Consider the following 26,632-nt stretch of genomic DNA (forward strand, 5'->3'; position numbering starts at 1 on the left):
CCGCACCGGGGATCGGGCCCGCCCGCCGCGTAGGCTCACGGCTGTTCCGGAGACGGTCGGTCGGGGAGTGGGCATGAGCGGTGCGGTGAGCGGTCCGGGTCGACCGGGCGGTCCGGCTCTGCGGCTGTTGCGCGAGCAGGACGTGCTCGCGCGGATACGGGGCACCGAGGACAAGATCGCGGACGTGATCACCGCCTTCGCGGGGACCATGCTGTTCGTCTATCTGCACGCCGTGTGGTTCACGGTCTGGATCGTGTTCAACGAGGGCGCGTTCGGCCAGAAGGCGGTCTGGGATCCCTTCCCCTTCGGGCTGCTCACCATGATCGTCAGCCTGGAGGCGATCTTCCTGTCCACCTTCGTGATGGTGAGCCAGAACCGCCAGGCCGCCCGTGAGAACGTGCGCGCCGACCTGGACTTCGAGACGAACGTGCGCTCGGAGGTGTGGTCGATCCACATGGGCCGCGCGCTGGGTGTCGACCCCGAGGAGGTCGAGCGCAGGGTGCAGGAAGTCCTCGCGGAGAACCACGCCCGGATGAGCGGATCCGCCCAGGCCCCGGAGTGAGGCAGGACCGTCACCGCACGCCCTCAGGGCCCCTCGCGGTGGGACGATGAAACGGGTGTCCGGGCCGGCCGGACACCGTCCCGGGGAGTGAGCGCATGGGCCGTCCTCGCGTCCCTGCCGGGAGGCCGGAGGTGACCGGGCACCGCGACATGATCCTGTCCTCCGACATCGTGAGGAAGGCGGACAACCGGTCTGCGCCGGCGATCGACGCGCCCCCGCCGCGCGATGTGCGCCGGGCGGCCGATCTGTCGCGGCTGCTGGTGTCCCTGGCCGTGCTCGGGCTGTCGGTGCTGGTGGCCGTCGTCGCCCGGGAGTTCGCCCGCAGGGCGCAGCAGGGACTGCTGTCCGCGGCGGCCGCGCTGTCGCCGGGCCTGCGCGACGGCCTGCTCGCCACGGTGCAGGTCGTCGCCCTGGCGGTGCCGGTCGCGGGCCTGGTCGTGCTCGTCGTACGCCGGCGCGTCGACGCGCTGCTCAGGGTCCTGCCCGCGGCGGCGCTGGGCGCGGCGACTGCCTGGGCGCTCACCCATCTGGCGCTGGCCCGTGGCCGGCCGGATCTGTGGCCCGAGGTACTGCTCGGCCGGAGCGGAGTGGTCCGGGCGGGCTGGCCGCCCTCGGTGTACCTGGCGGCGTGGGCGGCGGCCGTGGTCGCCGCGGGACCCTGGCTCGCGCGGCCATGGCGGCGGGCGCTGTGGTTCCTGACCGTGGCGTGCGCGGTGGTGGGCGCCGTGGCGGCCGCCCTCGTGCCTCTCGAGGCCCTCGCTGCCCTGGCCGCCGGCGGCGCGGCCGGCTCCGCGGTCCTGCTCATGGCGGGCGGCCCACCGGACCGGCCGTCGGCCCGGGCGGTCGCCGACGCACTGGCCGACTGCGGGATCCCGCTCGCCACCCTGCGCGAGCTGCCCGCGGACGAGCAGTTTCCCGGCGAGGGGATCCGCTACCGCGCCGAGACCACCGCCGGCGCGCGGCTGACCGTACGGGCCGTCGCCGCCGAGGACCAGGGCCGCGATCTGTTCCACCGGCTCGCCCGGCGCACCCTGCTGCGCCACCCGGACGACCCCGGCACGCAGACGCCGCTCACGGCCGTGGAGCACGAACTCCTCATGCTGGTCTTCGCCGCCCGCACCGGCGCCAGGGTCGACGAACCCGTGATCGCCTACCCGGTGGACGGAGGAGGCGCGCTCCTGGTGACCGTCGGGCAGGACGCCGGCCCGCTGTCCGCGTCGGCGGCCGGGGACCTGACCGACCAGCTGCTCGGCGAGGTGTGGCAGTCCGTGGCCCACCTGCACGAGCACCGCCTCGCGCACCGCGCGCTGCGCACCCAGCACGTCCTCGTCGAACCGGACGGCACGCCCCGGCTCACCGCGTTCGCCCGGGCCCGGCTCAACGCGCCGCCCGAGGTGCTCGGCAGCGACATCGCCGAACTGCTGGCCACGACGGCCGTACGCGTCGGCCCGCGCCGCGCCACCGCCTGTGCGCTGGCGGGCCTCGGCCCCGACGTTCTGGCGAGCGCGCTGCCGTATCTGCAGCCGCTGGCGCTGATCGGCCCGGCACGGCGCGAGGTCGCGCACTACGACCAGGAGCGCGCCCGGGCCGCAGGAGAGGGCGTCCGCCGCCGGGCGCGGCGCCCCGGCAGCCGGCCCAGCCTGCTGCACGACCTGGCCACCGAGGTCCGTACGGCGTGTGAGGCGCCGTCCGTCGCACCGGCCCGCATGGCGCGGTTCACCTGGAAGAGCGTGCTGGGCCTGCTCGGCGCGTTCCTGGTGCTGCACCTGGTGCTGCCGCAGTTCGCCAACGCCCCGGCCGCCCTCCGCGCGCTGGGCGAAGCGAACTGGTGGTGGCTGCTCGCCGTCGTGCCCGTCACCTTCGTCTCGCAGGCGTTCTCGGCCTGTCTGCAACTGGGCACGATCCCCGACCGGCTGCCGTTCGGACCCACCTACGAGGTGCAGTTCGCCAGTTCGTTCCTGAACCGGATCACCCCGAACAACGTGGGCGGCATGGCGCTGAACCTGCGCTATCTGCAGAAGACGGGCATCGAGACCGGTGCGGCCACGGCCTCCGTCGGGCTGCAGAGCCTGGCCGGAGCTGTCGCCAACGCCGTGGTCGCATCGGTGTTCTTCGCCTGGGCCGGAGGGCGCCACGGCGGAGTGCACCTGGACGTGCCCGTAGGCCGGTACGCGCTGCCCGCCATCGCGCTCACGCTTGCCGCCGGAGGGCTGATCGGTCTCACCCCGCCCGGCCGGCGCTTTCTGCACGAGAAGGTGTGGCCGTTCCTGAGCTCGGCCGGATCGACCGTCAAGGGCATTGCCACCGACCCGCTGAAGATCGCCCTCGGCACCGTGGGTGCGCTCGGTCTGCCCCTCGTCCAGGTAGTGGGTCTGGCCCTGAGCGTCCACGCGCTCGGCGGCGACCTCCCGTTCATCCAGGTCGGCGCCGCCTACATGGCGGCCCGGCTGCTGGCCAACGCGGCGCCCGTCCCCGGCGGCCTGGGCGCGCTCGAGGCGGGACTCATCGCCGGTCTGACCGCGCTCGGTGTGCCGGCCGGGCCCGCCACCTCGGCGGTCCTGGTCTACCGGCTGCTCACGTTCTGGCTCAACGTCCCGCTGGGCGCGCTGGCCCTCGGCTTCGTCCAGCGGCGCGGGTACGTGTGACGCCGGCTCACCTCCGGCAGGCTCACATCCAGGGGTCGCGACCGGGATCGCCGCCCGCCGCCACGACGGCGAGCCGGCCGGTGTAGTGCGTCCAGCCCTCCTCGTGGGCGGCACACGCCTCGGGGGAGGGCAGGTCCCGGTGGACCAGCCGCAGCAGAGTGCCCCCGGGCACCGGCTCCAGGGTGATCTCGACCGTCGAGGAGCCGGGCGGCACGGGCATCTCGCCGGTGGCCCAGCCCCAGGTGAAGACGACTCGCCTGGGCGGGTCGATCTCGACGAAGCGGCCTTCGGCGACGTTCTCGTCGTTGACCAGGGTTCGGTAGGCGCCGCCGGGCTCGAAGCTGAACTCGCCGTCCTTGCCCATCCAGGACAGCCACCTGTCCCGGTCGGTGAAGAAGGAGAACACCGTCTCGGGGCGCGCCGCGATGCGCCGTTCCACGGTGACCGCGTTGTTCCTCACGAGTCCGTCCCTTCGGAGCGCTCCACCCGTTCCGCCGCCTCCGCCAGTTCGGCGAGGGTGTCCAGCTTGGTGGCCCACATGGACTGCAGATACGCGGCCAGCGGACCGAGGGCCTCGCGGTCGGCCTGGTAGAAGCGCTTCTTGCCGTCCTGGCGCAGCGTGACCAGGCCGGACTCCCTGAGCACCTTGAGGTGCTGGGAGACCGCCCCGAACGTGACGTCGAACCGCTCCGCGATCTCGCCCGCGGACAGCTCCGCGTCCCACACCAGCCGCAGGATCTCGCGCCGCCGGGGCTCGGCGACCGCTCGTACCGCATCCATGGAGGTCATTTTAGTCGCCACTTGAATTTGCCAGAACTCCCGAGTCATTTTAGTGTGGACTAAAACGAGCCGCAGGGGGCGGAGCCCTCAACGCTCAGGCTTCACAGGCTGACCGCCACGGGGCCGCACGGATCCCAACCGATCCCACCAACCCCACCAAAACCTGCTGATTCCCAGGGAGAGACCCATGAGCACCCAGCACAGCCCGCTCCAGCCCGCCATCCGGGAGTGCGCGGAAGCCGTCGCCGCGATCGCCTCCGGCATCCGGGGCGAACAGCTTCAGGACCGCACTCCGTGCGAGAAGTTCACCGTCGCCGAACTCGTCGACCACCTCGGCTCGACCCTGCGGTCCGCGGCGCTGGCCGCCCGCAAGGAGGCACAGCCCGGCGACGGCGCCGTCCCGGCCGTCTCACCGCGGGCGCTGGCCGACTCCGCGGGGCTCGCGGCGGCGGCCTGGTCCGACCCCGCCGCCTACGAAGGGACGACGGAGTTCGGTCTGGGGGAGCTGCCGGCCGCCCTCGCCGCCTCCATCACGCTGCAGGAACTCGCCCTGCACGGCTGGGACCTGGCACGCGCCACAGGCCAGCCGTTCGGCGTCAGCGACGAGACCGGGCGGGTCGCGCTCGGCGTCGTCGAGCAGATCGCCGAGCAGGTCCGGGGCAACGGCGGATACGGCCCGGCCGTGCCCGTACCGGGCGACGCCCCGGCCTTCCAGCGGGCGCTCGGCGCCAGCGGACGCAATCCTGGGTGGAACGGCTGACCACCGGAAGGGCGGAGTCCCGCGTGAACAGCGAGAGGGCGCGATGACGATCGACGAGACGGCGGAACGTGTCATCGCGCTGCCGCTCGAGCAGGTGGCCGCGTACGCCATGGACTGGCGCCACGACCCGGAGTGGACCCAGGGAATCCGCACCGCGGAGCTGACCAGGGAGGCGGCCGCGGGCGGCTTCGGCGTCGGCGCCGAGGTCACCCGCACCGCCCACTTCCTCGGCCGGCGCATCGACTACGTCCTGCGGGTCGCCGCGCACGAGCCGCCCGGGCTGCTGGACATGGTGTCCGTCGCGGGACCCATGCCCATGCACGTCACCTACACCTTCGACGAGCACCCGCGGGGCACCCTGGCCCGTATCCGGGTCCGCGGCGACGCGGGCTCCCTCTACCGCCTGGCCGCCCCGGTGATGGCCCGAAAGGTCCGCTCGTCCATCGGCAAGGACCTGCGGGACCTGGAACGGAGGCTGACTGAGCCCACGCCGACGTGACCGTCCGCACCGGTCAGCCGACCACCCCGAACGGGGTGACCTCGATGCGTCCCTCACAGGGGGAGATCGCCGTGGCCGGAATCAGGGTCAGCGCGCGGGAGTCACCCGGCACCCGGATGTCGACGCCGTAAGGCGAAGGAACGAACGAGCCGCAGCTGTAGGACCCCTCCCAGACCAGTGTGAACGTGGTCGTGCGCCCGGGCGTGAGCGAGATGTCCGGAGGGCTCTGCGTGGAAGACCGGGTGATCGTGAAGGGGCGGGTTCCTGACGTGCTCAGTGGCTTGCCGCACGCCGTCGACGCGTCGCCTTCGGCGCAGGCGCGTATGGTGCCGTCACCGATGAAGGTGAGACCGGGCCAGCCGCGCAGGCGGCACGCTGCGCCGGAGTGGTTGCGCAGCTGGATCGGGGTGGCGAACCAGCCCGATTCGCCGTCCGCCGGTAGGCCGGTGTGTCCCTCCGCCACCGTGAGATCGCGCGCCGCACAGCCGGGGACAGCGGGTGAAGCGGGCGCTGTGGTGCGAGACGGCCCGCTCGCGGGCGCCGCCCCCGTACGGCTCGGCGTCGGCTTCCCGGCGGGGACGGGTGAAGTGTCAGGGCGTACGGCGGGACCCTTCCTCGGAGAGGTGGGCGCGGGCGCCGCGACGGCGCCGGGCGGGGACTCCGCCGAACCGACGGCACCGCCACAGGCGGTGGCCGCGGCCATCAGCAGTCCGACCGTCAGAAGTCGTATCCCCCGTACCATCACGGCGCGAACGGTATCCGCGTGTGCAGCGGCTGCGGAGATGCGGCGGCGAACGTACATGATCCCGCCGCGCGCAGTTCACCGGCCCTGCCGTCCGGCCTCCTTCGCCGCCCGCTCGACCCGCTCGACGTGCTCAGGATCGAACGGCGCCGTGTTCAGGCCGTTCCGCCGCTGCCCCACGGCCCCGTCGATCAACTCCCGCACGATGTCCGCGTGCCCGGCGTGCCGCTGGGACTCGGCGATCATGTGGGTGAGGATCCGGTGCAGCGTCAGCTCGGTGCCCGCTTCCCCCGGCAGGCGGCCGACCGCGTCCAGCGGCAGCGAGGCGATCGTCTCGTCGGAGTGCGCCCACGCCTCCCGGTACCGCCCGACGATCTCCTCGCGGCTCTCGTCCGGCCGCGCCCACAGATCGGCGTCCGGTTCGGCGTCCCCGGTGATCCACAGCGGTGCCCCGTCGAAGGGCCGCCCGAAACAGGCTCCGAAGTACAGCGCCTCGGCGCCGGTGAGGTGCTTGACCAGGCCCAGCAGATTGGTCCCGGTCGGGGTCAGCGGGCGCCGGACGTCGTACTCCGACAGACCCTCCAGTTTCCACAGCAGCACATCACGGGCGTCCTGCAGATACACCTGGAAGTCGGCCTTGGGATCTGATCCAGTCATGGGATCAGTTTGGTGATCGGGTGATCCATGTCCACGGAATTGTTCCTGCGGCGAGGGGACACCAACTCGCGGCTGGGGGCGGCGGATCCGGCCCGACGCGGACCCCGGCGAAGACGCACGAACGCGTCCCCGCCGGGGTCCGGGGCGAAGCCCCGTGAGGGTGTTTCTCAGCCCACCGAGACGGGTGGGCGGGTGGGAAACCGCTCCAGAGGCGAAGCCTCGCTCAGCGGCGTCCGTCCTTCGGGTTCAGCAGCCCCGCTCGCCGCAGCGCGTCCGCCATGGCGCTGTTGGCCGGTGCCGGCGCCTGACGCCCGCCCCGGTCACCGCCGCGGCCCTGCCGCTGACCCTGACCCTGGCCCTGACCGCCCTGTCGCTGGCCCTGGCCGCCCTGCCGCTGCTGAGGCGGCCGGGAACCGCCGCCCCGCTGCTGCTTGCCGCCCTGTCCCTGCGGCGCGGCCTCGTCGTCCAGCCGCAGCGTCAGCGCGATCCGCTTGCGCGGGATGTCCACGTCGAGGACCTTCACCTTGACGATGTCACCGGGCTTGACCACGTCCCGCGGGTCCTTCACGAACGTCTTCGACATCGCCGAGACGTGCACCAGACCGTCCTGGTGCACACCGACGTCCACGAACGCGCCGAAGGCCGCCACATTGGTGACCACGCCCTCCAGCACCATCCCGGCGGACAGGTCGGAGATCTTCTCCACGCCCTCCTTGAAGGTGGCCGTCTTGAAGGCGGGCCGCGGGTCGCGCCCGGGCTTCTCCAGCTCCTTGAGGATGTCGGAGACGGTCGGCAGACCGAAGGTGTCGTCCACGAAGTCCGCCGGGCGCAGCGAGCGCAGCACACCGGTGTTGCCGATGAGGGAGGCGACCTCCTGGCCCGAGGTCTTCACCATGCGCCGCACCACCGGGTACGCCTCCGGGTGCACGCTGGAGGCGTCCAGCGGGTCGCTGCCGCCGCGGATGCGCAGGAAGCCCGCGCACTGCTCGTACGCCTTCGGGCCGAGCCGCGCCACCTTCTTCAGCTCGGAGCGCGACGAGAACGGCCCGTTCGCGTCCCGGTGCGCGACGATGTTCTCTGCCAGGCCCGAGGAGATGCCGGACACCCGCGACAGCAGCGGCACGGACGCGGTGTTGACGTCCACACCGACGCCGTTCACACAGTCCTCGACGACCGCGTCCAGCGAGCGGGACAGCTTCACCTCGGACAGGTCGTGCTGGTACTGGCCGACACCGATGGACTTCGGGTCGATCTTCACCAGCTCGGCCAGCGGGTCCTGCAGCCGGCGGGCGATGGAGACCGCGCCGCGCAACGAGACGTCCATGTCGGGCAGTTCCTGCGAGGCGTACTGCGACGCCGAGTACACGGACGCGCCGGCCTCGGACACCATGACCTTGGTGAGCTTCAACTCCGGGTGCTTGGAGATCAGTTCACCGGCGAGCTTGTCGGTCTCCCGGGACGCCGTGCCGTTGCCGATGGCGACCAGGTCGACCGCGTGCTCCTTCGCCAGCCGTGCCAGCTTGGCGATCGCCTCGTCCCACTTGTTGGCCGGGACGTGCGGGTAGATCACGTCCGTGGCGACGACCTTGCCGGTGGCGTCGACCACGGCGACCTTCACGCCCGTACGGAAGCCGGGGTCCAGGCCGAGCGTCGCGCGCGTGCCGGCCGGGGCGGCCAGCAGCAGGTCGCGCAGGTTCGCCGCGAACACGTTCACCGCCTCGTCCTCGGCCGCCGTACGCAGCCTCAGGCGCAGGTCGATGCCGAGGTGCACCAGAATGCGGGTGCGCCAGGCCCAGCGGACCGTGTCCGTCAGCCACTTGTCGGCAGGGCGGCCCCGGTCGGCGATCCCGAAGCGGTGGGCGATGATCCCCTCGTACGAGGACGGGCCCCCCGTGTCCTCCTCCGGCTCCAGGACGAGATCGAGGACCTCCTCCTTCTCGCCGCGCAGCATCGCCAGGATGCGGTGCGAAGGCAGCTCGGTGAACGGCTCGGCGAAGTCGAAGTAGTCGGCGAACTTGGCGCCCGCCTCCTCCTTGCCGTCCCGCACCTTGGCGGCCAGCCGCCCGCGCACCCACATGCGCTCGCGCACCTCGCCGATCAGGTCGGCGTCCTCCGAGAACCGCTCGGTCAGGATCGCCCGCGCGCCCTCCAGCGCGGCCTGCGGATCGGCGACGCCCTTGTCGGCGTCCACGAACGCGGCCGCCGCGGCCAGCGGCTCGACCGTCGGGTCGCCCAACAGCCCCTCGGCGAGCGGCTCCAGGCCCGCCTCCCGCGCGATCTGCGCCTTGGTGCGCCGCTTGGGCTTGTAGGGCAGGTAGATGTCCTCGAGCCGTGCCTTGGTCTCGGCGCCGCGGATCTGCGCCTCCAGCTCCTCGGTGAGCTTGCCCTGCTCGCGTACCGACTCCAGGATCGCGGTCCGCCGCTCCTCCAGCTCCCGCAGATAGCGCAGCCGCTCCTCGAGCGTGCGCAGCTGCGCGTCGTCGAGCATCTCCGTCGCTTCCTTGCGGTAGCGGGCGATGAAGGGCACCGTCGAACCGCCGTCGAGCAGCTCCACCGCGGCCTTCACCTGCCGCTCCCGTACGCCGAGCTCCTCGGCGATCCTGCCTTCGATGGACCCTACGAGGGGTGTCGTCACGATCCCGTACCGCCTTCTCCACGTCAGCTTGCGCGGCAATTGTGGCAGGTGACACCGACAACCGGGGATCAGGGCGCCACGCGGCGGGGCGCGGGGCCCAGAAGCCGTGCCTGCCCCGTGCCGTATGGCAGGAAAGGTGGGGTATCCGTCATTGCGGCCACGCACCCACCCTCGAAGAATCGAGACATGCCGCAGCGCACCCTCCTCTTCGTCCTCTTCGACGGCGTGCAGAGCCTCGACGTCACCGGCCCCGTCGAGGTGTTCGCCGGTGCCGAGCACCACACGCCGGGGACGTACCGCCTGCGCACGGCCTCCCTGGACGGCGGCCCTGTGCGCACCTCCAGCGGCCTCACCCTCGTACCGGACGAGGCGCTCACGGAGGTCTCCGCCCCGCACACCCTGCTGGTCCCGGGCGGCGCGGGCACCCGCAGCCCCGATCCGCTGCTGACCGAGTGGCTGCGCACGCACGGCCCCCGCGCGCGGCGCCTCGTCTCGGTCTGTACGGGTGCGATCCTGCTGGCCGAGGCGGGCCTGCTCGACGGTCGCCGTGTCACGACCCACTGGGCGTACTGCGAGAAGCTCGCCCGTGATCACCCGGCCGTCGAGGTCGATCCCGAGCCCATCTACGTCCGGGACGGACACGTCTCCACCTCGGCCGGCGTCACCTCGGGCATCGACCTCGCCCTCGCCCTGGTGGAGGAGGACCTGGGCCGTCAGGCTGCGCTGGCCATCGCCCGCCACCTGGTCGTGTTCCTGCGGCGGCCCGGAAACCAGGCCCAGTTCAGCGCCCAGCTCGCCGCCCAGACCGCGCAGCGCGACCCGCTGCGGGAGGTCCAGCAGTGGATCACCGAGCACCCGGCCGGTGACCTCACCGTGGAGGCGCTCGCAGCCCGGGCGGCCCTCTCACCGCGCCACTTCGCCCGCGCGTTCCAGGCCGAGACGGGCATGACGCCCGGACGCTTCGTCGGCCGGGTCCGTCTCGAACACGCCCGCCGCCTCCTGGAGGACACGGGCGACGGGATCGAGGAGATCTCCCGTGCCAGCGGCTACGGCACCCCCGAGGCCATGCGCCGCGCCTTCGTCAGGGCCCTCGGAACGGCCCCGGCCGAGTACCGCCGCCGCTTCCGGCCCGCATCCGCCCACTGAAAGGAAACCGATGCAGATCGCCATCGTCGTCTACGACCGCTTCACCGCCCTCGACGTCGTCGGCCCGTACGAGATCCTCTCCCGGCTCCCGGACGCGGAGACGGTGTTCGTCGCCGAGGAGCCCGGCCTCGTGCGCACGGAGACCGGATTTCTCGCGATCAGCGCCGACAAGGCGCTGGCAGAGGTGCCCGACCCCGACATCGTGCTGGTGTCCGGCGGCCCTGGCCAAAGCGCGCTGATGGACCACGAGCCCCTGCTGGACTGGCTGCGCGCCGCCGACGCCACCAGCACCTGGACGACCTCCGTGTGCACCGGCTCTTTGCTCCTGGCCGCCGCAGGGCTCCTCAAGGGGCGCCGCGCAACCTCCCACTGGCTGGCCCTCGATCAGCTGACCCGGTTCGGGGCCGAACCCACGGGCGAACGCGTCGTCTTCGACGGAAAATACGTCACCGCGGCCGGTGTGTCCTCCGGCATCGACATGGGGCTCGCCCTGCTCGGCCGGATCGCGGGCGACGAGCACGCCCAGACCGTCCAGCTGGGGACCGAGTACGACCCGCAGCCGCCCTACGACGCGGGCTCGCCGCAGAAGGCACCCGCGCACCTCGTCGAGCTGCTGCGCGCGCGGAGCCGCTTCATCCTGTCGTAGTCCAGGTGAAGCGCGGCTGCCTGCGCTCCAGGAACGCGGCGACCCCCTCCGCGGTGTCGCCGCTGCCGCGCGTTTGTTTCGCCCAGTGGGCGTCCCGGTCGGTGCGGCCGTTCGCGAACTCCTTCGCGGCGGCCTGGGTGAGCTGGGATCGCGACACCAGGATCCGGGTCAACTCGGCGACCCGCTTGTCCAGTTCGCCCTCGGGCAGCACCTCGTCCACGAGCCCGGTGCGCAGCGCCCGCTGGGTGTCGATCAACTCGGCCGAGAACAGTAGGTACTTGGCGGTGGCCGGTCCCACCAGCGAGACCAGCCGCCGGGTGGACGAGGCCGCGTACACGATCCCGAGCTTCGCCGGCGTCACCCCGAACAGCGCGCCCTCCTCCGCCAGCCGCAGATCGCAGGCCGCGGCGAGCTGGGCCCCGCCGCCCACGCAGTGGCCGCGGATCGCGGCGAGCGTCGGCTTGGGAAACGCGGCGAGGGCCTCCTCGGCCTCCACGGCCAGCCCCTGTGCCTCGGCGGGCGAGCCCTGGAGCGTGGAGATGTCCGCGCCCGCGCAGAAGGTCGTGCCCTCCCCGGTGAGCACCAGTGCCCGCACGTCCGGGTCTGCGGCCAGCCGGGCCAGCAACGGCGGCAGGGCTCGCCACATCGCGGCCGTCATGGCGTTGCGCTTGGCCGGGTGACGGATGACGACCGTGGCGACGGCGTCGACGACCTGGTGCGACAGCTGGGGATCCATGCGGTGGATGCTATCCGGACACTCCGTCGGGCTCTTTGGGAGTTTTCCCACAACACGAATAGTTCGTGAACCGGCGTCAGGGGGACAGGAGCGGTCCCACAACTGCCGTTGTCATACGCACGCGGTCAGAACCGTTCGATAAGCGCTGACTTGTGTTCAGTCCTTCGGTGCGGAGCGGATCGTTACCAACACTCGACGTGTGGTGACAATCGAGCGCGAGGGTGGCGACCGGACGATGGACAACCACGGGCGCGGGGACGACCCGCGCCCAGCTGGGGGCGCCGAGCGTCCGCCTGATCCACTGCCGTACGAGGGAGTGTGGCGGTTCACCGCGGCCGCCGTGGACGCGTCGGTCCCGCAGGCGCGACACGCCGTACGGGACCTGCTGCTGCGCCAGGGCGTGCCGGTCTCCGACGACCTGGTCTACGGACTGCTGCTGATCGTCTCCGAGCTGGTCACGAACGCGGTCCGGCACGCGGCGCTGCTGTCGCCGGTGCTCGCCGTGGAGGTGGCCGTCGGGGCCGAGTGGGTGCGGGTGTCGGTGGAGGACAACCACCCCTACCGCCCCACCGCCCTGGAGGCCGATCACGGCCAGACCGGCGGCCGCGGGCTGCTCCTGGTCCGTGAGGTGGCCCAGGAGGCGGGCGGAGTGGTCGACGTGGAGCACACGGCGAGCGGCGGCAAGGTGATCTGGGCCGCCCTGCCGCTCAAGCCCGTGACCCTCGCCTGAGGGCGGACTACCAGCCCGCGGACTCGCCCGTCAGTTCCCTGACCGCCGGACGGGCCGCGTCCAGCACGGTCATGAACCACGCCGAGAACGGGTCCCGGGCGTGCCGCTCCGCCAGCTCGGCCGCCGTCACGAAGGCGGTCTGACCGACCTCCTCCGGGTCCGGCGCGAGCGGCGCCTGCACCAGGCCGACGAACAGGTGGTTGAACTCCTGCTCGACCAGGCCCGAGGCCGGGTCCGGGTGGTTGTAGCGGACCGTGCCCGCCTCCGCCAGCAGCGACGGCGACACGCCCAGCTCCTCGTACGTCCGCCGGGCCGCGGCCGCGAAGGGGGCCTCGCCGGGGTAGGGGTGGCCGCAGCAGGTGTTGGACCACACACCGGGGGAGTGGTACTTGCCGAGCGCCCGCTGCTGGAGCAGCAGCCGGCCCTGCTCGTCGAAGAGGAACACCGAGAACGCCCGGTGCAGCTGTCCCGGTGGCTGATGGGCGGCGAGCTTCTCCGCGGTGCCGATCGTCACGCCCTTCTCGTCGACCAGTTCCAGCAAAATCGCCTCTGCGGTGCCGTTCGACGAGCTGTGCGTCTCGGTGGCAGGTGTGATCGGCATACCCATCCTTCGCCTCGGTCTTCGCACCCCAAGTCTGCCGTACGAATCCGGCACTCCCGGCACTTCCCGGCACGTCCGCATGTCCCGCGCGGGGGCGGCACCGAGGCGGGGCCCGGTAGGTCATCGTGCCCGGCGGGCCCGGCCGGGAACCGTCACGGAATATCGAACGAATGTGTGTGCGGTCAGTGGCACAGACGTGCCTCGTGCTCCGCGTGCCCGCCCGGCTCCAGCTGGAAGGTGCAGTGCTCCACGTCGAAGTGGCCGCCCAGGCAGCCCTGCAGCTCGTGCAGCATCTTCTCGTTCCCGATGGCGTTCAGCACCTCCGAGCTGACCACCACGTGCGCGGACAGCACGGGCAGGCCCGAGGTGATCGTCCAGGCGTGCAGATCGTGTACGTCCTCGACGCCGTCCAGGGCCAGGATGTGCGCCCGCACCTCCGCCATGTCGACGTCCTTGGGGGCCGCCTCCAGCAGCACGTCCAGCGTCTCGCGCAGCAGCTTCAGCGTCCTCGGCACGATCATCAGCCCGATGACGAGCGAGGCGATCGGGTCGGCCGCCTGCCAGCCCGTGGTGAGGATCACGGTCGCGGAGATCAGCACCGCCAGCGAGCCCAGCGCGTCCGCGGCCACCTCCAGGAAGGCGCCGCGCACGTTCAGGCTCTCCTTCTGCCCGCGCATCAGCAGGGTGAGCGACACGGTGTTCGCGACCAGGCCGACGAAGCCGAACACGATCATCAGGCCGCCCCGGGTCTCCGCGGGCGTGACGAACCGCTGGATCGCCTCGTACAGGACGTAGCCGCCGACGCAGAGCAGCAGCAGACAGTTGGCCAGGGCGGCGAGGATCTCGGCACGGGCGTAGCCGAAGGTGCGGTTGGTGCTCGGCGGGCGGTTCGCGAAGTGGATGGCGAGCAGCGCCATGCCCAGACCCACCGCGTCGGTCGCCATATGGGCCGCGTCCGCGATCAGGGCGAGCGAGTCCGCGAGCAGACCGCCGGCGATCTCGACCACCATGACCATGAGCGTGATGCCCAGCGCCACGCGCAGCCGGCCACGGTAGGCGGCCGCGGCCGTGCCCGTGGGCGGCACATGGCTGTGCGTATGCCCGTGGTCGTGCCCTGCCCCCATGAGAAGTCCACCCTTCCGCGTTGCTCCCGAGCTGACAGTCAACTACGGGTGGGGGGTATCGGGCAACGCGGCACTGAACACCGTTGTCATGTGCCCTGACCTGCGCAAACGAACCGCTGGTCAGGGCGTTGCCGGCCTACTTGCCGTGGTGCAGCTGCCAGCCCTGCCAGGCCGACTCCACCATCTCGCGCACCCCGCGCCGGGCCCGCCAGCCCAGCGTCTCGGCGGCCCGCTCGGCCGACGCGACCGCGCGCGGCGCGTCCCCCGGGCGGCGCCCCTCCACCAGCGGCGCCCGCCGGTCGCCGGTGACCTCACCGATGACCGTGATCAGCTCGCGCACCGAGACGCCCTCGCCGCGGCCGATGTTCAGCGTCAGATCGCCGGACAGGTTCCCGTCGGCCAGCCGCCGGGCCGCCGCGAGATGCGCCTCGGCGAGGTCGGCCACGTGAATGTAGTCACGGATGCAGGTGCCGTCCGGCGTCGGATAGTCGGCGCCGAAGATCCGCGGGGCCTCGTCGCGGGTGAGCCGGTCGAAGACCATGGGCACGATGTTGAACACACCCGTGTCCGACAGTTCCGGCGCGGCCGCGCCCGCCACGTTGAAATAGCGCAGGCACACCGTGGAGATTCCGTGCGCGGCTCCCGCCGACCGCACCAGCCACTCCCCGGTGAGCTTGGTCTCGCCGTACGGGTTCACGGGCGCGCACGGGGTGTCCTCGGTGATGAGGTCCACGTCCGGGTTGCCGTAGACGGCCGCCGACGAGGAGAACAGCAGCCGGCCGACGGCGGCCTCGGCCATCGCGTCCAGGAGGGTGGCCAGGCCGCCCACGTTCTCCCGGTAGTAGCGGGTGGGCTGGGCCACGGACTCGGCCACCTGCTTGCGCGCCGCGAGATGGACGACACCCGTCACGCCGTAGTCCGCGAAGACCCGCTTCAGCAGGTCGCCGTCCATCGTCGAACCCTCGACGAGCGGGACGTCCGGGGGAAGGCGCGAGGGCACGGCGGCCGACAGGTCGTCGAGCGCCACGACGCTCTCTCCGGCGCCCGTCATGGCCCGTGCCACATGCGCCCCGATGTATCCGGCTCCGCCGGTGATCAGCCACGTCATGGTCGCCCACCCTATGCCGACCCGTCCGCACGTCCCTGATGCCCGGGTCTGGGGCCACGGTTTGTGGGGCGGGCCCCGGATCACCGATGATGATCGCGGCAAAGGCCGGGGCAGCCCCCGTGGGCCGGACCGTGAACGGCCGGTGAACAAGGGATCGAGTCCATCGGATACCCTTCGCCGACATGCCGCCCGGGAGCCGCTGGCCGGGGCGCCCCAACCACGCAGAAGACCGGCGCCGCCACGCCGGCACCCAGGGAGTGAGTTCGGTTGTCGACCGCCATCGTCACCGGTCAGCCGGTGCCCGGATCGTCGCTCGAGAACGATCTGCGGTCCCTCGGCTTCGACGTGCGCGCGGCCACCGACGCCCTTGAGGCGGAGAGCCTCCTCGCAGCCGTCCCGGCCGACCGGCGCGTGGCCCTGGTCGACGCCCGCTTCGTCGGCCACCTGCACGCCCTGCGCCTCGGCCTCACCGACCCGCGCTTCCCGCTCGCCGCCGTCCCCGGAGCCGTCACCGCCCAGCCCGCCGCCCGGCAGGCGCTGACCCGGGCCCTGGCCCGCGAGACCTCCGCCGGCGGCGGTACGGCCGTGGTCGTCGACAGCGTCGCCGACCGCGTCGTCAGCGCCCTCGACGCCGACGGCAGCGCGGTCCACCGTCCCGAGCTGGGCAGCCTCGTCGCCGCCGTGCCCGAGGACCCGCAGGCCCGCAACGAGGTCCGGCAGGCCGTCGCCGCCGTCGACGACGAGGCCGTACGCCTGAAGTCGGCCGTGAAGTCCCGCGACGGCTTCTTCACCACGTTCTTCATCAGCCCGTACTCGCGCTACATCGCCCGCTGGTGCGCCCGCCGGGGCCTGACCCCCAACCAGGTCACCACCGCCTCGCTGCTCACCGCGCTGATAGCGGCGGGCTGTGCGGCGACCGGCACCCGCGCCGGGTTCGTCGCGGCCGGCGTGCTGCTGATCGCCTCGTTCGTCCTGGACTGCACCGACGGCCAGCTCGCCCGCTACGCCCTGAAGTACTCCACGCTCGGCGCCTGGCTGGACGCCACCTTCGACCGGGCCAAGGAGTACGCCTACTACGCGGGACTCGCCCTCGGCGCGGCGCGCGGCGGCGACGACGTGTGGGCCCTCGCCCTCGGCGCGATGATCCTGCAGACCTGCCGGCACGTCGTGGACTTCTCCTTCAACGAGGCCAACCACGACGCCACCGCCAACACCAGCCCCACCGCCGCCCTCTCCGACAAGCTGGACAGCGTCGGCTGGACGGTCTGGCTGCGCCGGATGATCGTCCTGCCCATCGGCGAACGCTGGGCCATGATCGCCGTCCTCACCGCGGCCACCACCCCCCGCATCACCTTCTACGTGCTCCTCGTCGGGTGCGCCCTCGCCGCGACGTACACCACGGCCGGCCGCGTGCTGCGCTCGGTGACCCGCAAGGCGAAGCGGACGGACCGGGCCGCCCAGGCCCTGGCGGACCTCGCCGACAACGGACCGCTCGCCGCCCTCGTGCTCCGCCTGACGCGCCTGCGCCCCGGCGCCCCGCTCCTGGTGGCGCTCGCGGGTGTGGCGGTTCTCACCGTGAACCTCTTCGTCGGGTGGCCCGTCCTGGGTGCCGCCGTCTACGCGGTCACCTCCGGCTGGGCCCTGTCCCGCCCCCTCAAGGGCGCCCTGGACTGGCTGATCCCGCCGCTGTTCCGGGCCGCCGAGTACGGCACGGTGCTCGTCCTGGCGAGTGACGCAGGGGTGAACGGAGCCCTCCCTGCGGCTTTCGGCCTGGTGGCCGCCGTCGCCTACCATCACTACGACACGGTGTACCGCATCCGCGGCAACGCCGGAGCGCCCCCGGCCTGGCTGGTCCGTGCCATCGGGGGCCAGGAGGGGCGGACGGTGCTCGTCACCGTCCTCGCGGCGGTGCTCACCGCCTCCCAGTTCAAGGTCGCGCTCACGGTCCTCGCCGTGGTCGTCGCCCTGGTGGTGCTCATCGAGAGCATCCGCTTCTGGGTGTCCGCAGGGGCACCCGCCGTACACGATGAAGGAGAACCCGCATGATCGGCCTCGTGCTGGCGGCCGGCGCCGGACGGCGTCTTCGCCCCTACACCGACAGCCTCCCCAAGGCACTCGTGCCGGTGGGCCCCGCGGGCATAGAGGACTCGATCACGGTGCTCGACCTCACGCTCGGCAACTTCGCCGAGATCGGCCTGACCGAGGTCGCGATCATCGTCGGCTACCGCAAGGAGGCCGTGTACGAGCGCAAGGCGGCCCTGGAGGCGAAGTACGGCCTCAAGCTGACCCTCATCGACAACGACAAGGCCGAGGAGTGGAACAACGCCTACTCCCTGTGGTGCGGCCGTGACGCCCTCAAGGACGGTGTGATCCTCGCCAACGGCGACACCGTGCACCCGGTCTCCGTCGAGAAGACGCTGCTCGCCGCCCGCGGCGACGGTAAGAAGATCATCCTCGCGCTGGACACCGTGAAGTCCCTCGCCGACGAGGAGATGAAGGTCGTCGTCGACCCCGCCAAGGGCGTCCAGAAGATCACCAAGCTGATGGACCCCGCCGAGGCGACCGGCGAGTACATCGGCGTCACCCTGATCGAGGGCGACGCCGCTCCCGACCTGGCCGACGCGCTGAAGACGGTCTGGGAGACCGACCCGCAGCAGTTCTACGAGCACGGGTACCAGGAGCTGGTGAACCGCGGCTTCAAGATCGACGTCGCGCCGATCGGTGACGTCCAGTGGGTCGAGATCGACAACCACGACGACCTCGCCCGCGGACGGGAGATCGCGTGCCAGTACTGACACGGCTCATTCCGTCGCCGGTCGTCGTGGACATCCGCCCGGGTGCCCTCGACGACCTGGCCGGAGTGCTCGCCGACGAGCGGATCTCGCAGTCGGGCCGGCTCGCCGTCGCCGTCAGCGGCGGATCCGGCGCCAAGCTGCGCGAGCGCATCGCCCCCTCGCTGCCCGGCGCCACCTGGTACGAGGTCGGCGGCGGCACCCTCGACGACGCGATCCGGCTGGCCGGCGACATCAAGGCCGGCCACTTCGACGCGGTCGTGGGCCTCGGCGGCGGCAAGATCATCGACTGCGCCAAGTTCGCCGCGGCGCGCGTCGGCCTGCCACTGGTCGCCGTGCCGACGAACCTCGCGCACGACGGCCTGTGCTCGCCGGTCGCCACCCTCGACAACGACGCAGGGCGCGGCTCCTACGGTGTGCCGAACCCGATCGCCGTCCTGATCGACCTGGACGTGATCCGCGAGGCACCGGCGCGCTTCGTGCGCTCCGGCATCGGCGACGCCATCTCCAACATCAACTCGGTCGCGGACTGGGAGCTGTCCCACCGCGTCAACGGCGAGAAGATCGACGGTCTGGCCGCAGCCATGGCCCGCCAGGCCGGCGAGGCGGTGCTCCGGCACCCCGGCGGCATCGGCGACAACGACTTCCTCCAGGTACTCGCCGAGGCGCTGGTCCTCACCGGTATCTCCATGTCGATCTCGGGTGACTCCCGGCCCGCCTCGGGCTCCTGCCACGAGATCAACCACGCCTTCGACCTGCTCTTCCCCAAGCGCGCCGCGAGCCACGGCGAGCAGTGCGGGCTCGGTGCCGCCTTCGCGATGTACCTGCGCGGAGCGCACGAGGAGTCGGCGTACATGGCCGAGGTGCTGCGTCGGCACGGGCTTCCGGTGCTGCCGGAGGAGATCGGCTTCACGCTGGACGAGTTCGTCCGCGCCGTGGAGTTCGCTCCGGAGACCAGACCCGGCCGCTACACGATCCTCGAGCACCTCGACCTCAAGACGAACCAGATCAAGGACATCTACGCCGACTATGTCAAGGCCATCGGTAGCTGAACTCCGACCGGTCGTCCACCCCGCAGGGGTGAAGGACCGGCGCAGCGGTGAGCACTGGGCGGGACGCCTCTACATGCGAGAGGTGTCCCTGCGCGTCGACCGCTACCTGGTGAACACCAGGGTCACGCCCAACCAGCTCACGTACCTGATGACCGTCTGCGGTGTGCTCGCGGCCCCGGCCCTGCTGGTGCCGGGGATCGCGGGCGCCGTGCTCGGCGTGGTCGCCACCCAGCTGTACCTCCTGCTGGACTGCGTCGACGGCGAGATCGCCCGCTGGAAGAAGCAGTACTCGCTCGGCGGGGTCTACCTGGACCGCGTCGGCGCGTACCTGACCGACGCGGCCGTCCTGGTCGGCCTCGGCCTGCGCGCCGCCGACCTGTGGGGCACGGGCCGTATCGACTGGCTGTGGGCCTTCCTCGGCACCCTCGCCGCGCTCGGCGCGATCCTGATCAAGGCCGAGACCGACCTCGTCGGTGTCGCCCGGCACCAGGCCGGTATGGCGCCGGTCAAGGAGGCGGCGTCCGAGCCGCGCTCCTCCGGCATGGCGCTGGCCCGCCGGGCCGCCTCGGCGCTCAAGTTCCACCGGCTGATCCTCGGCATCGAGGCCTCGCTGCTGATCCTGGTCCTCGCGATCCTGGACCAGATCCACGGCGACCTGTTCTTCACCCGGCTCGGCACCGCCGTGCTCGCCGGCATCGCCGTGCTGCAGACCGTGCTGCACCTGGTGTCCATCCTCGCCTCCAGCAGGCTGAGGTGAGCGGCATGAAGGTCGGCGCGGTCATCATCACCATGGGCAACCGGCCCGAGGAACTGCGTGCGCTGCTCGACTCGGTCGCCAAGCAGGACGGCGACCCGGTCGAGGTGGTCGTCGTCGGCAACGGCTCGCCCGTCCCGGACGTCCCCGAGGGCGTACGGACCATAGAGCTGCCCGAGAACCTGGGCATCCCCGGCGGCCGCAACGTCGGCATAGAGGCCTTCGGCCCCGGCGGCCGCGACGTCGACATACTCCTCTTCCTCGACGACGACGGCCTGCTCGCCCGCCACGACACCGCCGAGCTGTGCCGCGAGGCGTTCGACGCCGACCCGAAGCTCGGCATCGTCAGCTTCCGCATCGCCGACCCGGACACGGGCGAGACCCAGCGCCGGCACGTCCCGCGGCTGCGCGCCTCCGACCCGATGCGCTCCTCCCGGGTCACCACCTTCCTCGGCGGCGCCAACGCGGTCCGCACCCGGGTCTTCGCCGAGGCCGGCGTGCTCCCGGACGAGTTCTTCTACGCCCACGAGGAGACCGACCTCGCCTGGCGGGCCCTCGACGCGGGCTGGATGATCGACTACCGGTCCGACATGGTGCTGTACCACCCGACGACCGCGCCCTCGCGGCACGCGGTGTACCACCGCATGGTCGCCCGCAACCGGGTCTGGCTGGCCCGGCGCAACCTCCCCGCGCTCCTCGTCCCCGTCTACCTCGGGGTCTGGCTGCTGCTCACCCTGCTGCGCCGCCCCTCGGGACCGGCCCTGAAGGCCTGGTTCGGCGGCTTCAAGGAGGGCTGGACCTCCCCGTGCGGCCCCCGCCGCCCGATGCGGTGGCGCACTGTGTGGCGGCTCACACGACTGGGCCGGCCCCCCGTCATCTGAGAAGCTCGACCGTGCGGGCCGCGCCCTGAGGGCGGGCCCGAAGCCGGATCCGACGCAGCGGGACGGCGCACGCACGACGAACCACGCCGACCACGACGAACCCGACGCACTCGAAGACGAAAGCTTCCACCTGTGAGTGAGACAACGACCGACGGCGGTGTCGCGGTGACCGCGGCCCCGTCGCCCGACGAGGGACTGACGGCGGCCCAGCTCGCCGCCAAGTACGGGCTCGCCGTGAGCGGTGCCCGGCCCTCGCTCACCGAGTACGTCCGGCAGCTGTGGGGGCGGCGCCACTTCATCCTCGCCTTCTCGCAGGCGAAGCTGACCGCGCAGTACAGCCAGGCCAAGCTCGGCCAGCTGTGGCAGGTGGCGACCCCGCTGCTGAACGCGGCGGTCTACTACTTCATCTTCGGCGTCATCCTGCACGCGAGCCGGGGCATGTCCAAGGATGTGTACATCCCGTTCCTCGTCACGGGCGTGTTCGTCTTCACCTTCACGCAGAGCTCGATCATGTCGGGCGTCCGCGCGATCTCCGGCAACCTGGGCCTGGTGCGCGCCCTGCACTTCCCGCGCGCCTCGCTGCCCGTCTCCTTCTCGCTGCAGCAGCTGCAGCAGCTGCTCTTCTCGATGATCGTGATGTTCATCGTGGCGATCGGCTTCGGCAGCTGGCCGAGCCTGTCCTGGCTGCTGATCGTGCCGGTCCTGGTGCTGCAGTTCCTGTTCAACACCGGGCTCGCGCTGATCGTGGCGCGCATGGGCGCCAAGACGCCGGACCTCGCCCAGCTGATGCCGTTCATCCTGCGGACCTGGATGTACGCCTCCGGAGTCATGTTCTCCATCAGCAAGATGATGGAGGGCCGTCCCGAGTGGGTGGTCCGCCTGCTGCAGGTGAACCCGGCCGCCGTCTACATGGACCTGATGCGCTTCGCGCTGATCGACGGGTACGGCGCCTCGAACCTGCCGCCGCACGTGTGGGCCATCGCCCTGCTCTGGGCCGTGGCCGCCTTCGCCGGCGGGTTCGTGTACTTCTGGAAGGCGGAGGAGAGGTACGGCCGTGGCTGAGCAGAATCCCCATGACAACGCTGACAGCGCCGAGCGGCGCCCGACGGTCATCGCCGACGACCTGCACATCGTCTACCGGGTCAACGGCGCGAAGACGGGCAAGGGGAGTGCGACGGCCGCCCTGAGCCGCATCATCAAGCGAGGCTCCGACGAGGCGGCGCGGGGCGTACGCAAGGTGCACGCCGTGCGCGGAGTCTCCTTCGTCGCCTACCGCGGTGAGGCCATCGGCCTGATCGGCTCCAACGGCTCGGGCAAGTCCACCCTGCTGCGCGCCATCGCCGGTCTGCTGCCCGCCGAGAAGGGCAAGGTCTACACCGACGGCCAGCCCTCGCTGCTCGGGGTGAACGCGGCCCTGATGAACGACCTCACCGGCGAGCGCAACGTGATCCTCGGCGGTCTCGCCATGGGCATGTCGCGTGAGCAGGTCAAGGAGCGCTACCAGGAGATCGTCGACTTCTCGGGCATCAACGAGAAGGGCGACTTCATCACCCTGCCGATGCGCACCTACTCCTCCGGCATGGCGGCCCGGCTGCGCTTCTCCATCGCCGCCGCCAAGGACCACGACGTCCTCATGATCGACGAGGCGCTGGCCACCGGTGACCGCAAGTTCCAGAAGCGCTCCGAGGAGCGCATCCGGGAACTGCGCAAGGAGGCCGGCACGGTGTTTCTGGTCAGTCACAACAACAAGTCCATTCGCGACACCTGCAACCGTGTCCTGTGGCTGGAGCGCGGCGAACTACGCATGGACGGGCCGACCGAAGAGGTCCTCAAGGAGTACGAGAAGTTCACGGGCAAGTGACCCGTTGAGCCGTTTCGGCCAGGGCCCCGTCGGCAACCGTCCGGTGGGGCCCTGCGTCTGCAAAGGAAACGTCAACTCCCGGCGGCCTTAGGAATCTTGACGCCAATCGGTGTGTTGTTGTGATGTGCAGGACACCCCGACGGACCTTGCCGCGTTGTACAACGTAAGCTGTACGAGTGCCGGAAAGCGGCAAGTAGGGCCATAATGCGCGACACCCTCCCAGCGGCAACCCCCCGGAGGGCCGGGCGGCGTGTCCGAAATAGTGTGTATCGGATCGGCAGTGTAGAACGGGAGATGTGACGGCAATGGCTACGGAAACTCCCCAGCTCAACGCAGCATGTGCCGTCCCCGCCCCGGGCAGCGCACGGTGACGGGAACCGAAACGGCGCCGGAACTGGAGCGCGCCACGCTGGACAAGGCTGCGAGCGAGAACTTTCCCGTGGCCCCCTTTTTCCTGCCCCGGGCCTGGCGTGCCGACCTCATGGCGGTGTACGGCTTCGCCCGCCTGGTGGACGACATCGGCGACGGCGACCTGGCCCCCGGCGGAGCCGACGCGCGCGCGCTCGGCGTGACGGCCGCCGAGGCCGAGGACCGGCTGGCCCTCCTCGACGCCTTCGAGGCCGACCTGCGGCGTGTCTTCGACGGCACGCCCCGCCACCCGCTGCTCCGCCGCCTGCAGCCCACCGTCCGCCGCCGCGCCCTCACCCCCGAGCCCTTCCTCGGCCTGATCGCCGCCAACCGCCAGGACCAGCTGGTCGCGCGGTACGAGACCTACGACGACCTCCTCGCCTACTGCGAACTGTCCGCCAACCCTGTCGGCCGCCTCGTCCTCGCCGTCACCGGTACCTCGACCCCCGAGCGGATCCGCCTCTCCGACGCCGTCTGCACCGCACTGCAGGTCGTGGAACACCTCCAGGACGTGGCCGAGGACTTCGGCCGTGACCGGATCTATCTGCCCGCCGAGGACATGAAGCGGTTCCACGTCCAGGAAACGGATCTTGCCGCGAAAACCACGGGCGCATCGTTGCGCGCTCTGGTTGCATACGAAGCGCAACGCGCCCGCGATCTGCTGAATGAAGGCGCCCCCTTGGTGGGTAGCGTCCACGGCAGGTTGAAGCTGCTGCTCGCGGGGTTCGTGGCAGGGGGGAGGGCGGCGATCCGGGCGATCGCCGCCGCCGAATACGACGTACTTCCCGGCCCGCCCAGACCCGGCAAGGTCCAGTTGCTGCGTGAGGTGGGCGTGACCCTGCGAGGAGAGGGGTGATCCGGACCGTGGAGACCGTGCCACACGTGTCCGCACCGGTACTCGCCGCCTACAGCTACTGCGAGGCCGTCACCGGGCAGCAGGCCCGCAACTTCGCGTACGGCATCCGCTTGCTGCCGACGCCCAAGCGCCGCGCCATGTCCGCGCTGTACGCCTTCTCCCGGCGTGTCGACGACATCGGCGACGGCGACCTGCCCGGCGAGGTCAAGGTCGCGCGCCTGGAGGACACCCGGGCGCTGCTCGACCGGGTCCGCTCGGGCCGGGTCGAGGAGGACGACACCGACCCGGTGGCCGTCGCCCTCACCCATGCCTCCCACGCCTTCCCGATCCCGCTCGGCGGCCTTGACGAGCTGATCGACGGCGTCCAGATGGACGTGCGCGGGGAGAACTACGAGACCTGGGACGACCTGAAGGTCTACTGCCGCTGCGTGGCCGGCGCCATCGGCCGCCTCTCGCTCGGCGTGTTCGGCACGGAACCGGGGGCGCGCGGCGCCGAGCGCGCGTCCGAGTACGCCGACACGCTCGGTCTCGCACTGCAGCTCACCAACATCCTCAGGGACGTCCGCGAGGACGCCGAGGGCGGCCGTACCTATCTGCCCGCCGACGACCTCGCGAAATTCGGGTGCTCGGCCGGTTTCAACGGCCCGACCCCACCGGAGGGATCCGACTTCGCGGGCCTCGTGCACTTCGAAGTGCGGCGGGCCCGCGCCCTTTTCGCCGAGGGCTACCGGCTCCTGCCCATGCTCGACCGGCGCAGCGGCGCCTGCGTCGCCGCCATGGCCGGCATCTACCGCCGCCTGCTCGACCGCATCGAGCGCGACCCGGAGGCCGTGCTGCGCGGCCGTGTCTCGCTGCCCGGACGCGAGAAGGCATACGTTGCCGTACGCGGACTGTCGGGCCTCGACACCCGGCACGTGTCCCGGCGGACCCTCAGGAGGCGCGCCTGATGGACTCTGTTGACGAGGCGGACTCCGACGGCCCGATGCGGCGGGCAACCTTCCGCTGCGGCGTGGCGTCCCTGCTTGCGACGGCAGGGCGTGCACCGTTCACTCTGTACGCCGAGCCGGTCTGCAGCGCCCCGAAGGGGCGCGGGGCTGTGCCGGACGTGCGGCTACCGCCGCGTGGGCGCAACCAGCCACGACGAAGCCGCAAGCGAAGCACGGCCCTGCCCGCGGAGCGCGTGGCATGGAAGGACGCACGATGAGCGACGGCGCACACCACTCGCAGGCGCACGCCGACACCCCGGCACCGGCAGGACGCAGCGCCGTCGTGGTCGGCGGCGGCCTCGCCGGGATCACCGCTGCGCTCGCGCTCGCCGACGCGGGCGTCCGGGTCACCCTGCTCGAAGGCAGGCCGAGACTGGGCGGCCTCGCCTTCTCCTTCCAGCGCGGCGACCTGACCGTCGACAACGGCCAGCACGTGTACCTGCGCTGCTGCACCGCCTACCGCTGGTTCCTCGACCGCATCGAGGGCGCGGCGCTGGCACCGCTGCAGGATCGTCTCGACGTGCCCGTATTGGACGTGAACCGGCCCGAGGGACGCCGGCTCGGCAGGCTGCGGCGCGACGCCCTGCCCGTACCCCTGCATCTGGGCCGGAGCCTGGCCACCTATCCGCACCTGTCGCTCGCCGAGCGTGCCGCGGTCGGGCGTGCCGCGCTCGCGCTCAAGGGGCTCGACCTCGCCGATCCGACCCTGGACACCCAGGACTTCGGCAGCTGGCTGGCCGCCCACGGCCAGTCGGCGCGTGCCGTCGAGGCCCTGTGGGACCTGGTCGGGGTCGCCACCCTCAACGCGGTCGCGGGCGACGCCTCGCTGGGGCTCGCCGCGATGGTGTTCAAGACCGGTCTGCTGTCCGACCCGGGCGCGGCCGACATCGGCTGGGCCCATGTCCCGCTGGGCGAACTGCACGACCGGCTGGCCCGCAAGGCGCTCGACTCCGCGGGCGTCCGTACCGAGGTCCGTACACGCGTCACCTCCGTCTCCAACAACGAAAACGGGACCTGGAGCGTTCAGGTTCCCGGCGAGACGCTCCGGGCCGACACGGTCGTCCTCGCCGTACCCCAGCGCGAGACGTACGACCTGCTGCCACCCGGCGCCCTCGACGCCCCCGAACAGCTGCTGAGGATCGGCACCGCGCCGATCCTCAACGTGCATGTCGTCTACGACCGCAAGGTGCTCGCCCGGCCCTTCTTCGCCGCCCTCGGCACCCCCGTGCAGTGGGTCTTCGACCGCACGGACGCGTCCGGGCTCGCCGAGGGGCAGTACCTGGCCCTCTCCCAGTCGGCCGCCCAGGACGAGATCGACGCACCGGTCGCCGAGCTGCGCGAGCGCTACCTGCCCGAGCTGGAGCGCCTCATCCCGGGCACACGCGGCGCGGCGGTGAAGGACTTCTTCGTGACCCGGGAGCGCACGGCGACGTTCGCCCCCACCCCCGGCGTCGGGCGACTGCGGCCCGGCGCCCGCACCAAGGCCCCCGGCCTGTACCTGGCCGGAGCGTGGACCGCCACCGGGTGGCCCGCGACCATGGAAAGTGCGGTCCGCAGTGGAGTGAGCGCGGCCGACGCCGCGCTGAGCGCCCTGGGCCGGCCCCGCCCCCGCCGCCTCTTCGAGTTCGAGGAGGCGGCGTGACGCTCGATCAGCACGCGGCAGGCCCCCGC

Annotated in this window: 27 protein-coding genes; 18 read left to right on the forward strand and 9 right to left on the reverse strand. The window is 71.8% G+C overall.

Features of this window, described 5'->3' with window-relative positions:
* The first annotated feature begins 73 nt into the window (after window positions 1-73).
* Window positions 74-562, forward strand: coding sequence for a DUF1003 domain-containing protein (locus ACFYZZ_RS34305; RefSeq protein ID WP_389184510.1), 489 nt, complete (start codon window positions 74-76; stop codon window positions 560-562).
* A 131-nt stretch (window positions 563-693) separates the two neighbouring features.
* The gene (locus ACFYZZ_RS34310) at window positions 694-3,207 is read left to right on the forward strand and encodes a flippase-like domain-containing protein (RefSeq protein WP_389184513.1); all 2,514 of its coding nucleotides are present in this window, start codon (window positions 694-696) and stop codon (window positions 3,205-3,207) included.
* 22 nt (window positions 3,208-3,229) lie between these two features.
* On the opposite strand, the gene ACFYZZ_RS34315 is transcribed toward ACFYZZ_RS34310, so the two are convergent.
* Together ACFYZZ_RS34315 and ACFYZZ_RS34320 are read right to left on the reverse strand one after the other, a co-directional pair.
* A complete protein-coding gene (locus ACFYZZ_RS34315; RefSeq protein ID WP_389184516.1) occupies window positions 3,230-3,667 on the reverse strand; it encodes an SRPBCC domain-containing protein in 438 nt (145 codons plus the stop codon).
* The gene (locus tag ACFYZZ_RS34320; RefSeq protein ID WP_389184519.1) at window positions 3,664-3,987 is read right to left on the reverse strand and encodes an ArsR/SmtB family transcription factor; all 324 of its coding nucleotides are present in this window, start codon (window positions 3,985-3,987) and stop codon (window positions 3,664-3,666) included. Before ACFYZZ_RS34320 ends, ACFYZZ_RS34315 begins: the two co-directional genes overlap by 4 nt.
* A gap of 187 nt (window positions 3,988-4,174) precedes the next feature.
* On the opposite strand from ACFYZZ_RS34320, the gene ACFYZZ_RS34325 reads away from it, so the two are divergent.
* Both ACFYZZ_RS34325 and ACFYZZ_RS34330 read left to right on the forward strand, forming a co-directional pair.
* Window positions 4,175-4,747: a TIGR03086 family metal-binding protein gene (locus ACFYZZ_RS34325; protein ID WP_389184522.1), complete on the forward strand. Its 573-nt coding sequence runs from the start codon at window positions 4,175-4,177 to the stop codon at window positions 4,745-4,747.
* Between the two features lie 43 nt (window positions 4,748-4,790).
* Window positions 4,791-5,246 carry an SRPBCC family protein gene (locus ACFYZZ_RS34330; RefSeq protein WP_389184525.1) on the forward strand — a complete coding sequence of 152 codons (456 nt, stop codon included), beginning with the start codon at window positions 4,791-4,793 and terminating at the stop codon, window positions 5,244-5,246.
* 13 nt (window positions 5,247-5,259) lie between these two features.
* On the opposite strand, the gene ACFYZZ_RS34335 is transcribed toward ACFYZZ_RS34330, so the two are convergent.
* The 3 genes from ACFYZZ_RS34335 to ACFYZZ_RS34345 all read right to left on the reverse strand — a co-directional run bounded on the left by ACFYZZ_RS34335 (window position 5,260) and on the right by ACFYZZ_RS34345 (window position 9,280).
* The gene (locus ACFYZZ_RS34335) at window positions 5,260-6,048 is read right to left on the reverse strand and encodes a DUF4232 domain-containing protein (protein ID WP_389184528.1); all 789 of its coding nucleotides are present in this window, start codon (window positions 6,046-6,048) and stop codon (window positions 5,260-5,262) included.
* Window positions 6,049-6,066: 18 nt separating this feature from the next.
* Window positions 6,067-6,645, reverse strand: a complete 579-nt coding sequence (locus tag ACFYZZ_RS34340) for a DinB family protein (RefSeq protein WP_389184531.1) — start codon at window positions 6,643-6,645, stop codon at window positions 6,067-6,069.
* A gap of 223 nt (window positions 6,646-6,868) precedes the next feature.
* Window positions 6,869-9,280, reverse strand: a complete 2,412-nt coding sequence (locus tag ACFYZZ_RS34345; RefSeq protein WP_389184534.1) for a Tex family protein — start codon at window positions 9,278-9,280, stop codon at window positions 6,869-6,871.
* A gap of 186 nt (window positions 9,281-9,466) precedes the next feature.
* On the opposite strand from ACFYZZ_RS34345, the gene ACFYZZ_RS34350 reads away from it, so the two are divergent.
* Both ACFYZZ_RS34350 and ACFYZZ_RS34355 read left to right on the forward strand, forming a co-directional pair.
* Window positions 9,467-10,426, forward strand: coding sequence for a GlxA family transcriptional regulator (locus ACFYZZ_RS34350; RefSeq protein ID WP_389184537.1), 960 nt, complete (start codon window positions 9,467-9,469; stop codon window positions 10,424-10,426).
* 10 nt (window positions 10,427-10,436) lie between these two features.
* Entirely contained in the window at window positions 10,437-11,072 is a 636-nt protein-coding gene (locus ACFYZZ_RS34355; RefSeq protein ID WP_389184540.1) for a DJ-1/PfpI family protein, read from the forward strand.
* On the opposite strand, the gene ACFYZZ_RS34360 is transcribed toward ACFYZZ_RS34355, so the two are convergent.
* Window positions 11,059-11,808, reverse strand: a complete 750-nt coding sequence (locus ACFYZZ_RS34360) for an enoyl-CoA hydratase/isomerase family protein (protein ID WP_389184543.1) — start codon at window positions 11,806-11,808, stop codon at window positions 11,059-11,061. The two genes, ACFYZZ_RS34355 and ACFYZZ_RS34360, sit on opposite strands and share 14 nt — an antisense overlap.
* Window positions 11,809-12,043: 235 nt before the next feature.
* On the opposite strand from ACFYZZ_RS34360, the gene ACFYZZ_RS34365 reads away from it, so the two are divergent.
* Window positions 12,044-12,538 carry an ATP-binding protein gene (locus ACFYZZ_RS34365; RefSeq protein ID WP_389185032.1) on the forward strand — a complete coding sequence of 165 codons (495 nt, stop codon included), beginning with the start codon at window positions 12,044-12,046 and terminating at the stop codon, window positions 12,536-12,538.
* A 7-nt stretch (window positions 12,539-12,545) separates the two neighbouring features.
* Here ACFYZZ_RS34365 and idi read toward each other — a convergent pair whose 3' ends face one another.
* The 3 genes from idi to galE all read right to left on the reverse strand — a co-directional run bounded on the left by idi (window position 12,546) and on the right by galE (window position 15,371).
* Window positions 12,546-13,139 (reverse strand): isopentenyl-diphosphate Delta-isomerase, encoded by a 594-nt coding sequence (idi, locus tag ACFYZZ_RS34370; RefSeq protein ID WP_386577794.1) that lies wholly within the window; start codon window positions 13,137-13,139, stop codon window positions 12,546-12,548.
* A gap of 182 nt (window positions 13,140-13,321) precedes the next feature.
* A complete protein-coding gene (locus ACFYZZ_RS34375) occupies window positions 13,322-14,263 on the reverse strand; it encodes a cation diffusion facilitator family transporter (RefSeq protein ID WP_389184546.1) in 942 nt (313 codons plus the stop codon).
* 136 nt (window positions 14,264-14,399) lie between these two features.
* Entirely contained in the window at window positions 14,400-15,371 is a 972-nt protein-coding gene (gene galE, locus ACFYZZ_RS34380; RefSeq protein ID WP_389184549.1) for a UDP-glucose 4-epimerase GalE, read from the reverse strand.
* Between the two features lie 267 nt (window positions 15,372-15,638).
* On the opposite strand from galE, the gene ACFYZZ_RS34385 reads away from it, so the two are divergent.
* From ACFYZZ_RS34385 to hpnE, 11 genes are all read left to right on the forward strand, one after another.
* Window positions 15,639-17,417 carry a DUF5941 domain-containing protein gene (locus tag ACFYZZ_RS34385; protein ID WP_389184552.1) on the forward strand — a complete coding sequence of 593 codons (1,779 nt, stop codon included), beginning with the start codon at window positions 15,639-15,641 and terminating at the stop codon, window positions 17,415-17,417.
* On the forward strand, window positions 17,414-18,166 hold the full coding sequence (locus ACFYZZ_RS34390) for a sugar phosphate nucleotidyltransferase (RefSeq protein ID WP_145877662.1): 753 nt from the start codon (window positions 17,414-17,416) through the stop codon (window positions 18,164-18,166). Before ACFYZZ_RS34385 ends, ACFYZZ_RS34390 begins: the two co-directional genes overlap by 4 nt.
* Window positions 18,154-19,215 carry an iron-containing alcohol dehydrogenase family protein gene (locus ACFYZZ_RS34395; protein WP_386577799.1) on the forward strand — a complete coding sequence of 354 codons (1,062 nt, stop codon included), beginning with the start codon at window positions 18,154-18,156 and terminating at the stop codon, window positions 19,213-19,215. The genes ACFYZZ_RS34390 and ACFYZZ_RS34395 overlap by 13 nt, the downstream gene beginning before the upstream one ends.
* On the forward strand, window positions 19,193-19,972 hold the full coding sequence (locus tag ACFYZZ_RS34400) for a CDP-alcohol phosphatidyltransferase family protein (RefSeq protein ID WP_386577800.1): 780 nt from the start codon (window positions 19,193-19,195) through the stop codon (window positions 19,970-19,972). Before ACFYZZ_RS34395 ends, ACFYZZ_RS34400 begins: the two co-directional genes overlap by 23 nt.
* Before the next feature lie 5 nt (window positions 19,973-19,977).
* Window positions 19,978-20,850: a glycosyltransferase family 2 protein gene (locus ACFYZZ_RS34405; protein ID WP_389184557.1), complete on the forward strand. Its 873-nt coding sequence runs from the start codon at window positions 19,978-19,980 to the stop codon at window positions 20,848-20,850.
* A 132-nt stretch (window positions 20,851-20,982) separates the two neighbouring features.
* Window positions 20,983-21,912, forward strand: coding sequence for an ABC transporter permease (locus tag ACFYZZ_RS34410; RefSeq protein WP_389184560.1), 930 nt, complete (start codon window positions 20,983-20,985; stop codon window positions 21,910-21,912).
* Window positions 21,905-22,711: an ABC transporter ATP-binding protein gene (locus ACFYZZ_RS34415; protein WP_389184563.1), complete on the forward strand. Its 807-nt coding sequence runs from the start codon at window positions 21,905-21,907 to the stop codon at window positions 22,709-22,711. The genes ACFYZZ_RS34410 and ACFYZZ_RS34415 overlap by 8 nt, the downstream gene beginning before the upstream one ends.
* Before the next feature lie 337 nt (window positions 22,712-23,048).
* Window positions 23,049-23,975, forward strand: coding sequence for a squalene synthase HpnC (gene hpnC, locus ACFYZZ_RS34420; RefSeq protein WP_389184566.1), 927 nt, complete (start codon window positions 23,049-23,051; stop codon window positions 23,973-23,975).
* Window positions 23,972-24,922: a presqualene diphosphate synthase HpnD gene (gene hpnD, locus ACFYZZ_RS34425; protein ID WP_389184569.1), complete on the forward strand. Its 951-nt coding sequence runs from the start codon at window positions 23,972-23,974 to the stop codon at window positions 24,920-24,922. The genes hpnC and hpnD overlap by 4 nt, the downstream gene beginning before the upstream one ends.
* Window positions 24,922-25,179: a DUF6380 family protein gene (locus ACFYZZ_RS34430; protein WP_389184572.1), complete on the forward strand. Its 258-nt coding sequence runs from the start codon at window positions 24,922-24,924 to the stop codon at window positions 25,177-25,179. Before hpnD ends, ACFYZZ_RS34430 begins: the two co-directional genes overlap by 1 nt.
* Window positions 25,176-26,603 carry a hydroxysqualene dehydroxylase HpnE gene (gene hpnE, locus ACFYZZ_RS34435; protein ID WP_389184575.1) on the forward strand — a complete coding sequence of 476 codons (1,428 nt, stop codon included), beginning with the start codon at window positions 25,176-25,178 and terminating at the stop codon, window positions 26,601-26,603. Before ACFYZZ_RS34430 ends, hpnE begins: the two co-directional genes overlap by 4 nt.
* Window positions 26,604-26,632 lie beyond the last annotated feature (29 nt).

The organism is Streptomyces sp. NPDC001816, from assembly GCF_042892235.1.
Taxonomy (GTDB): domain Bacteria; phylum Actinomycetota; class Actinomycetes; order Streptomycetales; family Streptomycetaceae; genus Streptomyces.

Coding starts and splice junctions, on each gene's coding strand:
- ACFYZZ_RS34305 (WP_389184510.1), top strand. CDS start 74: ATGAGCGGTGCGGTGAGCGGTCCGGGTCGACCGGGCGGTCCGGCTCTG.
- ACFYZZ_RS34320 (WP_389184519.1), bottom strand. CDS start 3,987: ATGGATGCGGTACGAGCGGTCGCCGAGCCCCGGCGGCGCGAGATCCTG.
- ACFYZZ_RS34325 (WP_389184522.1), top strand. CDS start 4,175: ATGAGCACCCAGCACAGCCCGCTCCAGCCCGCCATCCGGGAGTGCGCG.
- ACFYZZ_RS34330 (WP_389184525.1), top strand. CDS start 4,791: ATGACGATCGACGAGACGGCGGAACGTGTCATCGCGCTGCCGCTCGAG.
- ACFYZZ_RS34335 (WP_389184528.1), bottom strand. CDS start 6,048: ATGTACGTTCGCCGCCGCATCTCCGCAGCCGCTGCACACGCGGATACC.
- ACFYZZ_RS34340 (WP_389184531.1), bottom strand. CDS start 6,645: ATGACTGGATCAGATCCCAAGGCCGACTTCCAGGTGTATCTGCAGGAC.
- ACFYZZ_RS34350 (WP_389184537.1), top strand. CDS start 9,467: ATGCCGCAGCGCACCCTCCTCTTCGTCCTCTTCGACGGCGTGCAGAGC.
- ACFYZZ_RS34355 (WP_389184540.1), top strand. CDS start 10,437: ATGCAGATCGCCATCGTCGTCTACGACCGCTTCACCGCCCTCGACGTC.
- ACFYZZ_RS34360 (WP_389184543.1), bottom strand. CDS start 11,808: ATGGATCCCCAGCTGTCGCACCAGGTCGTCGACGCCGTCGCCACGGTC.
- ACFYZZ_RS34365 (WP_389185032.1), top strand. CDS start 12,044: ATGGACAACCACGGGCGCGGGGACGACCCGCGCCCAGCTGGGGGCGCC.
- idi (WP_386577794.1), bottom strand. CDS start 13,139: ATGCCGATCACACCTGCCACCGAGACGCACAGCTCGTCGAACGGCACC.
- ACFYZZ_RS34375 (WP_389184546.1), bottom strand. CDS start 14,263: ATGGGGGCAGGGCACGACCACGGGCATACGCACAGCCATGTGCCGCCC.
- galE (WP_389184549.1), bottom strand. CDS start 15,371: ATGACGTGGCTGATCACCGGCGGAGCCGGATACATCGGGGCGCATGTG.
- ACFYZZ_RS34390 (WP_145877662.1), top strand. CDS start 17,414: ATGATCGGCCTCGTGCTGGCGGCCGGCGCCGGACGGCGTCTTCGCCCC.
- ACFYZZ_RS34400 (WP_386577800.1), top strand. CDS start 19,193: ATGTCAAGGCCATCGGTAGCTGAACTCCGACCGGTCGTCCACCCCGCA.
- ACFYZZ_RS34405 (WP_389184557.1), top strand. CDS start 19,978: ATGAAGGTCGGCGCGGTCATCATCACCATGGGCAACCGGCCCGAGGAA.
- hpnC (WP_389184566.1), top strand. CDS start 23,049: ATGTGCCGTCCCCGCCCCGGGCAGCGCACGGTGACGGGAACCGAAACG.
- ACFYZZ_RS34430 (WP_389184572.1), top strand. CDS start 24,922: ATGGACTCTGTTGACGAGGCGGACTCCGACGGCCCGATGCGGCGGGCA.
- hpnE (WP_389184575.1), top strand. CDS start 25,176: ATGAGCGACGGCGCACACCACTCGCAGGCGCACGCCGACACCCCGGCA.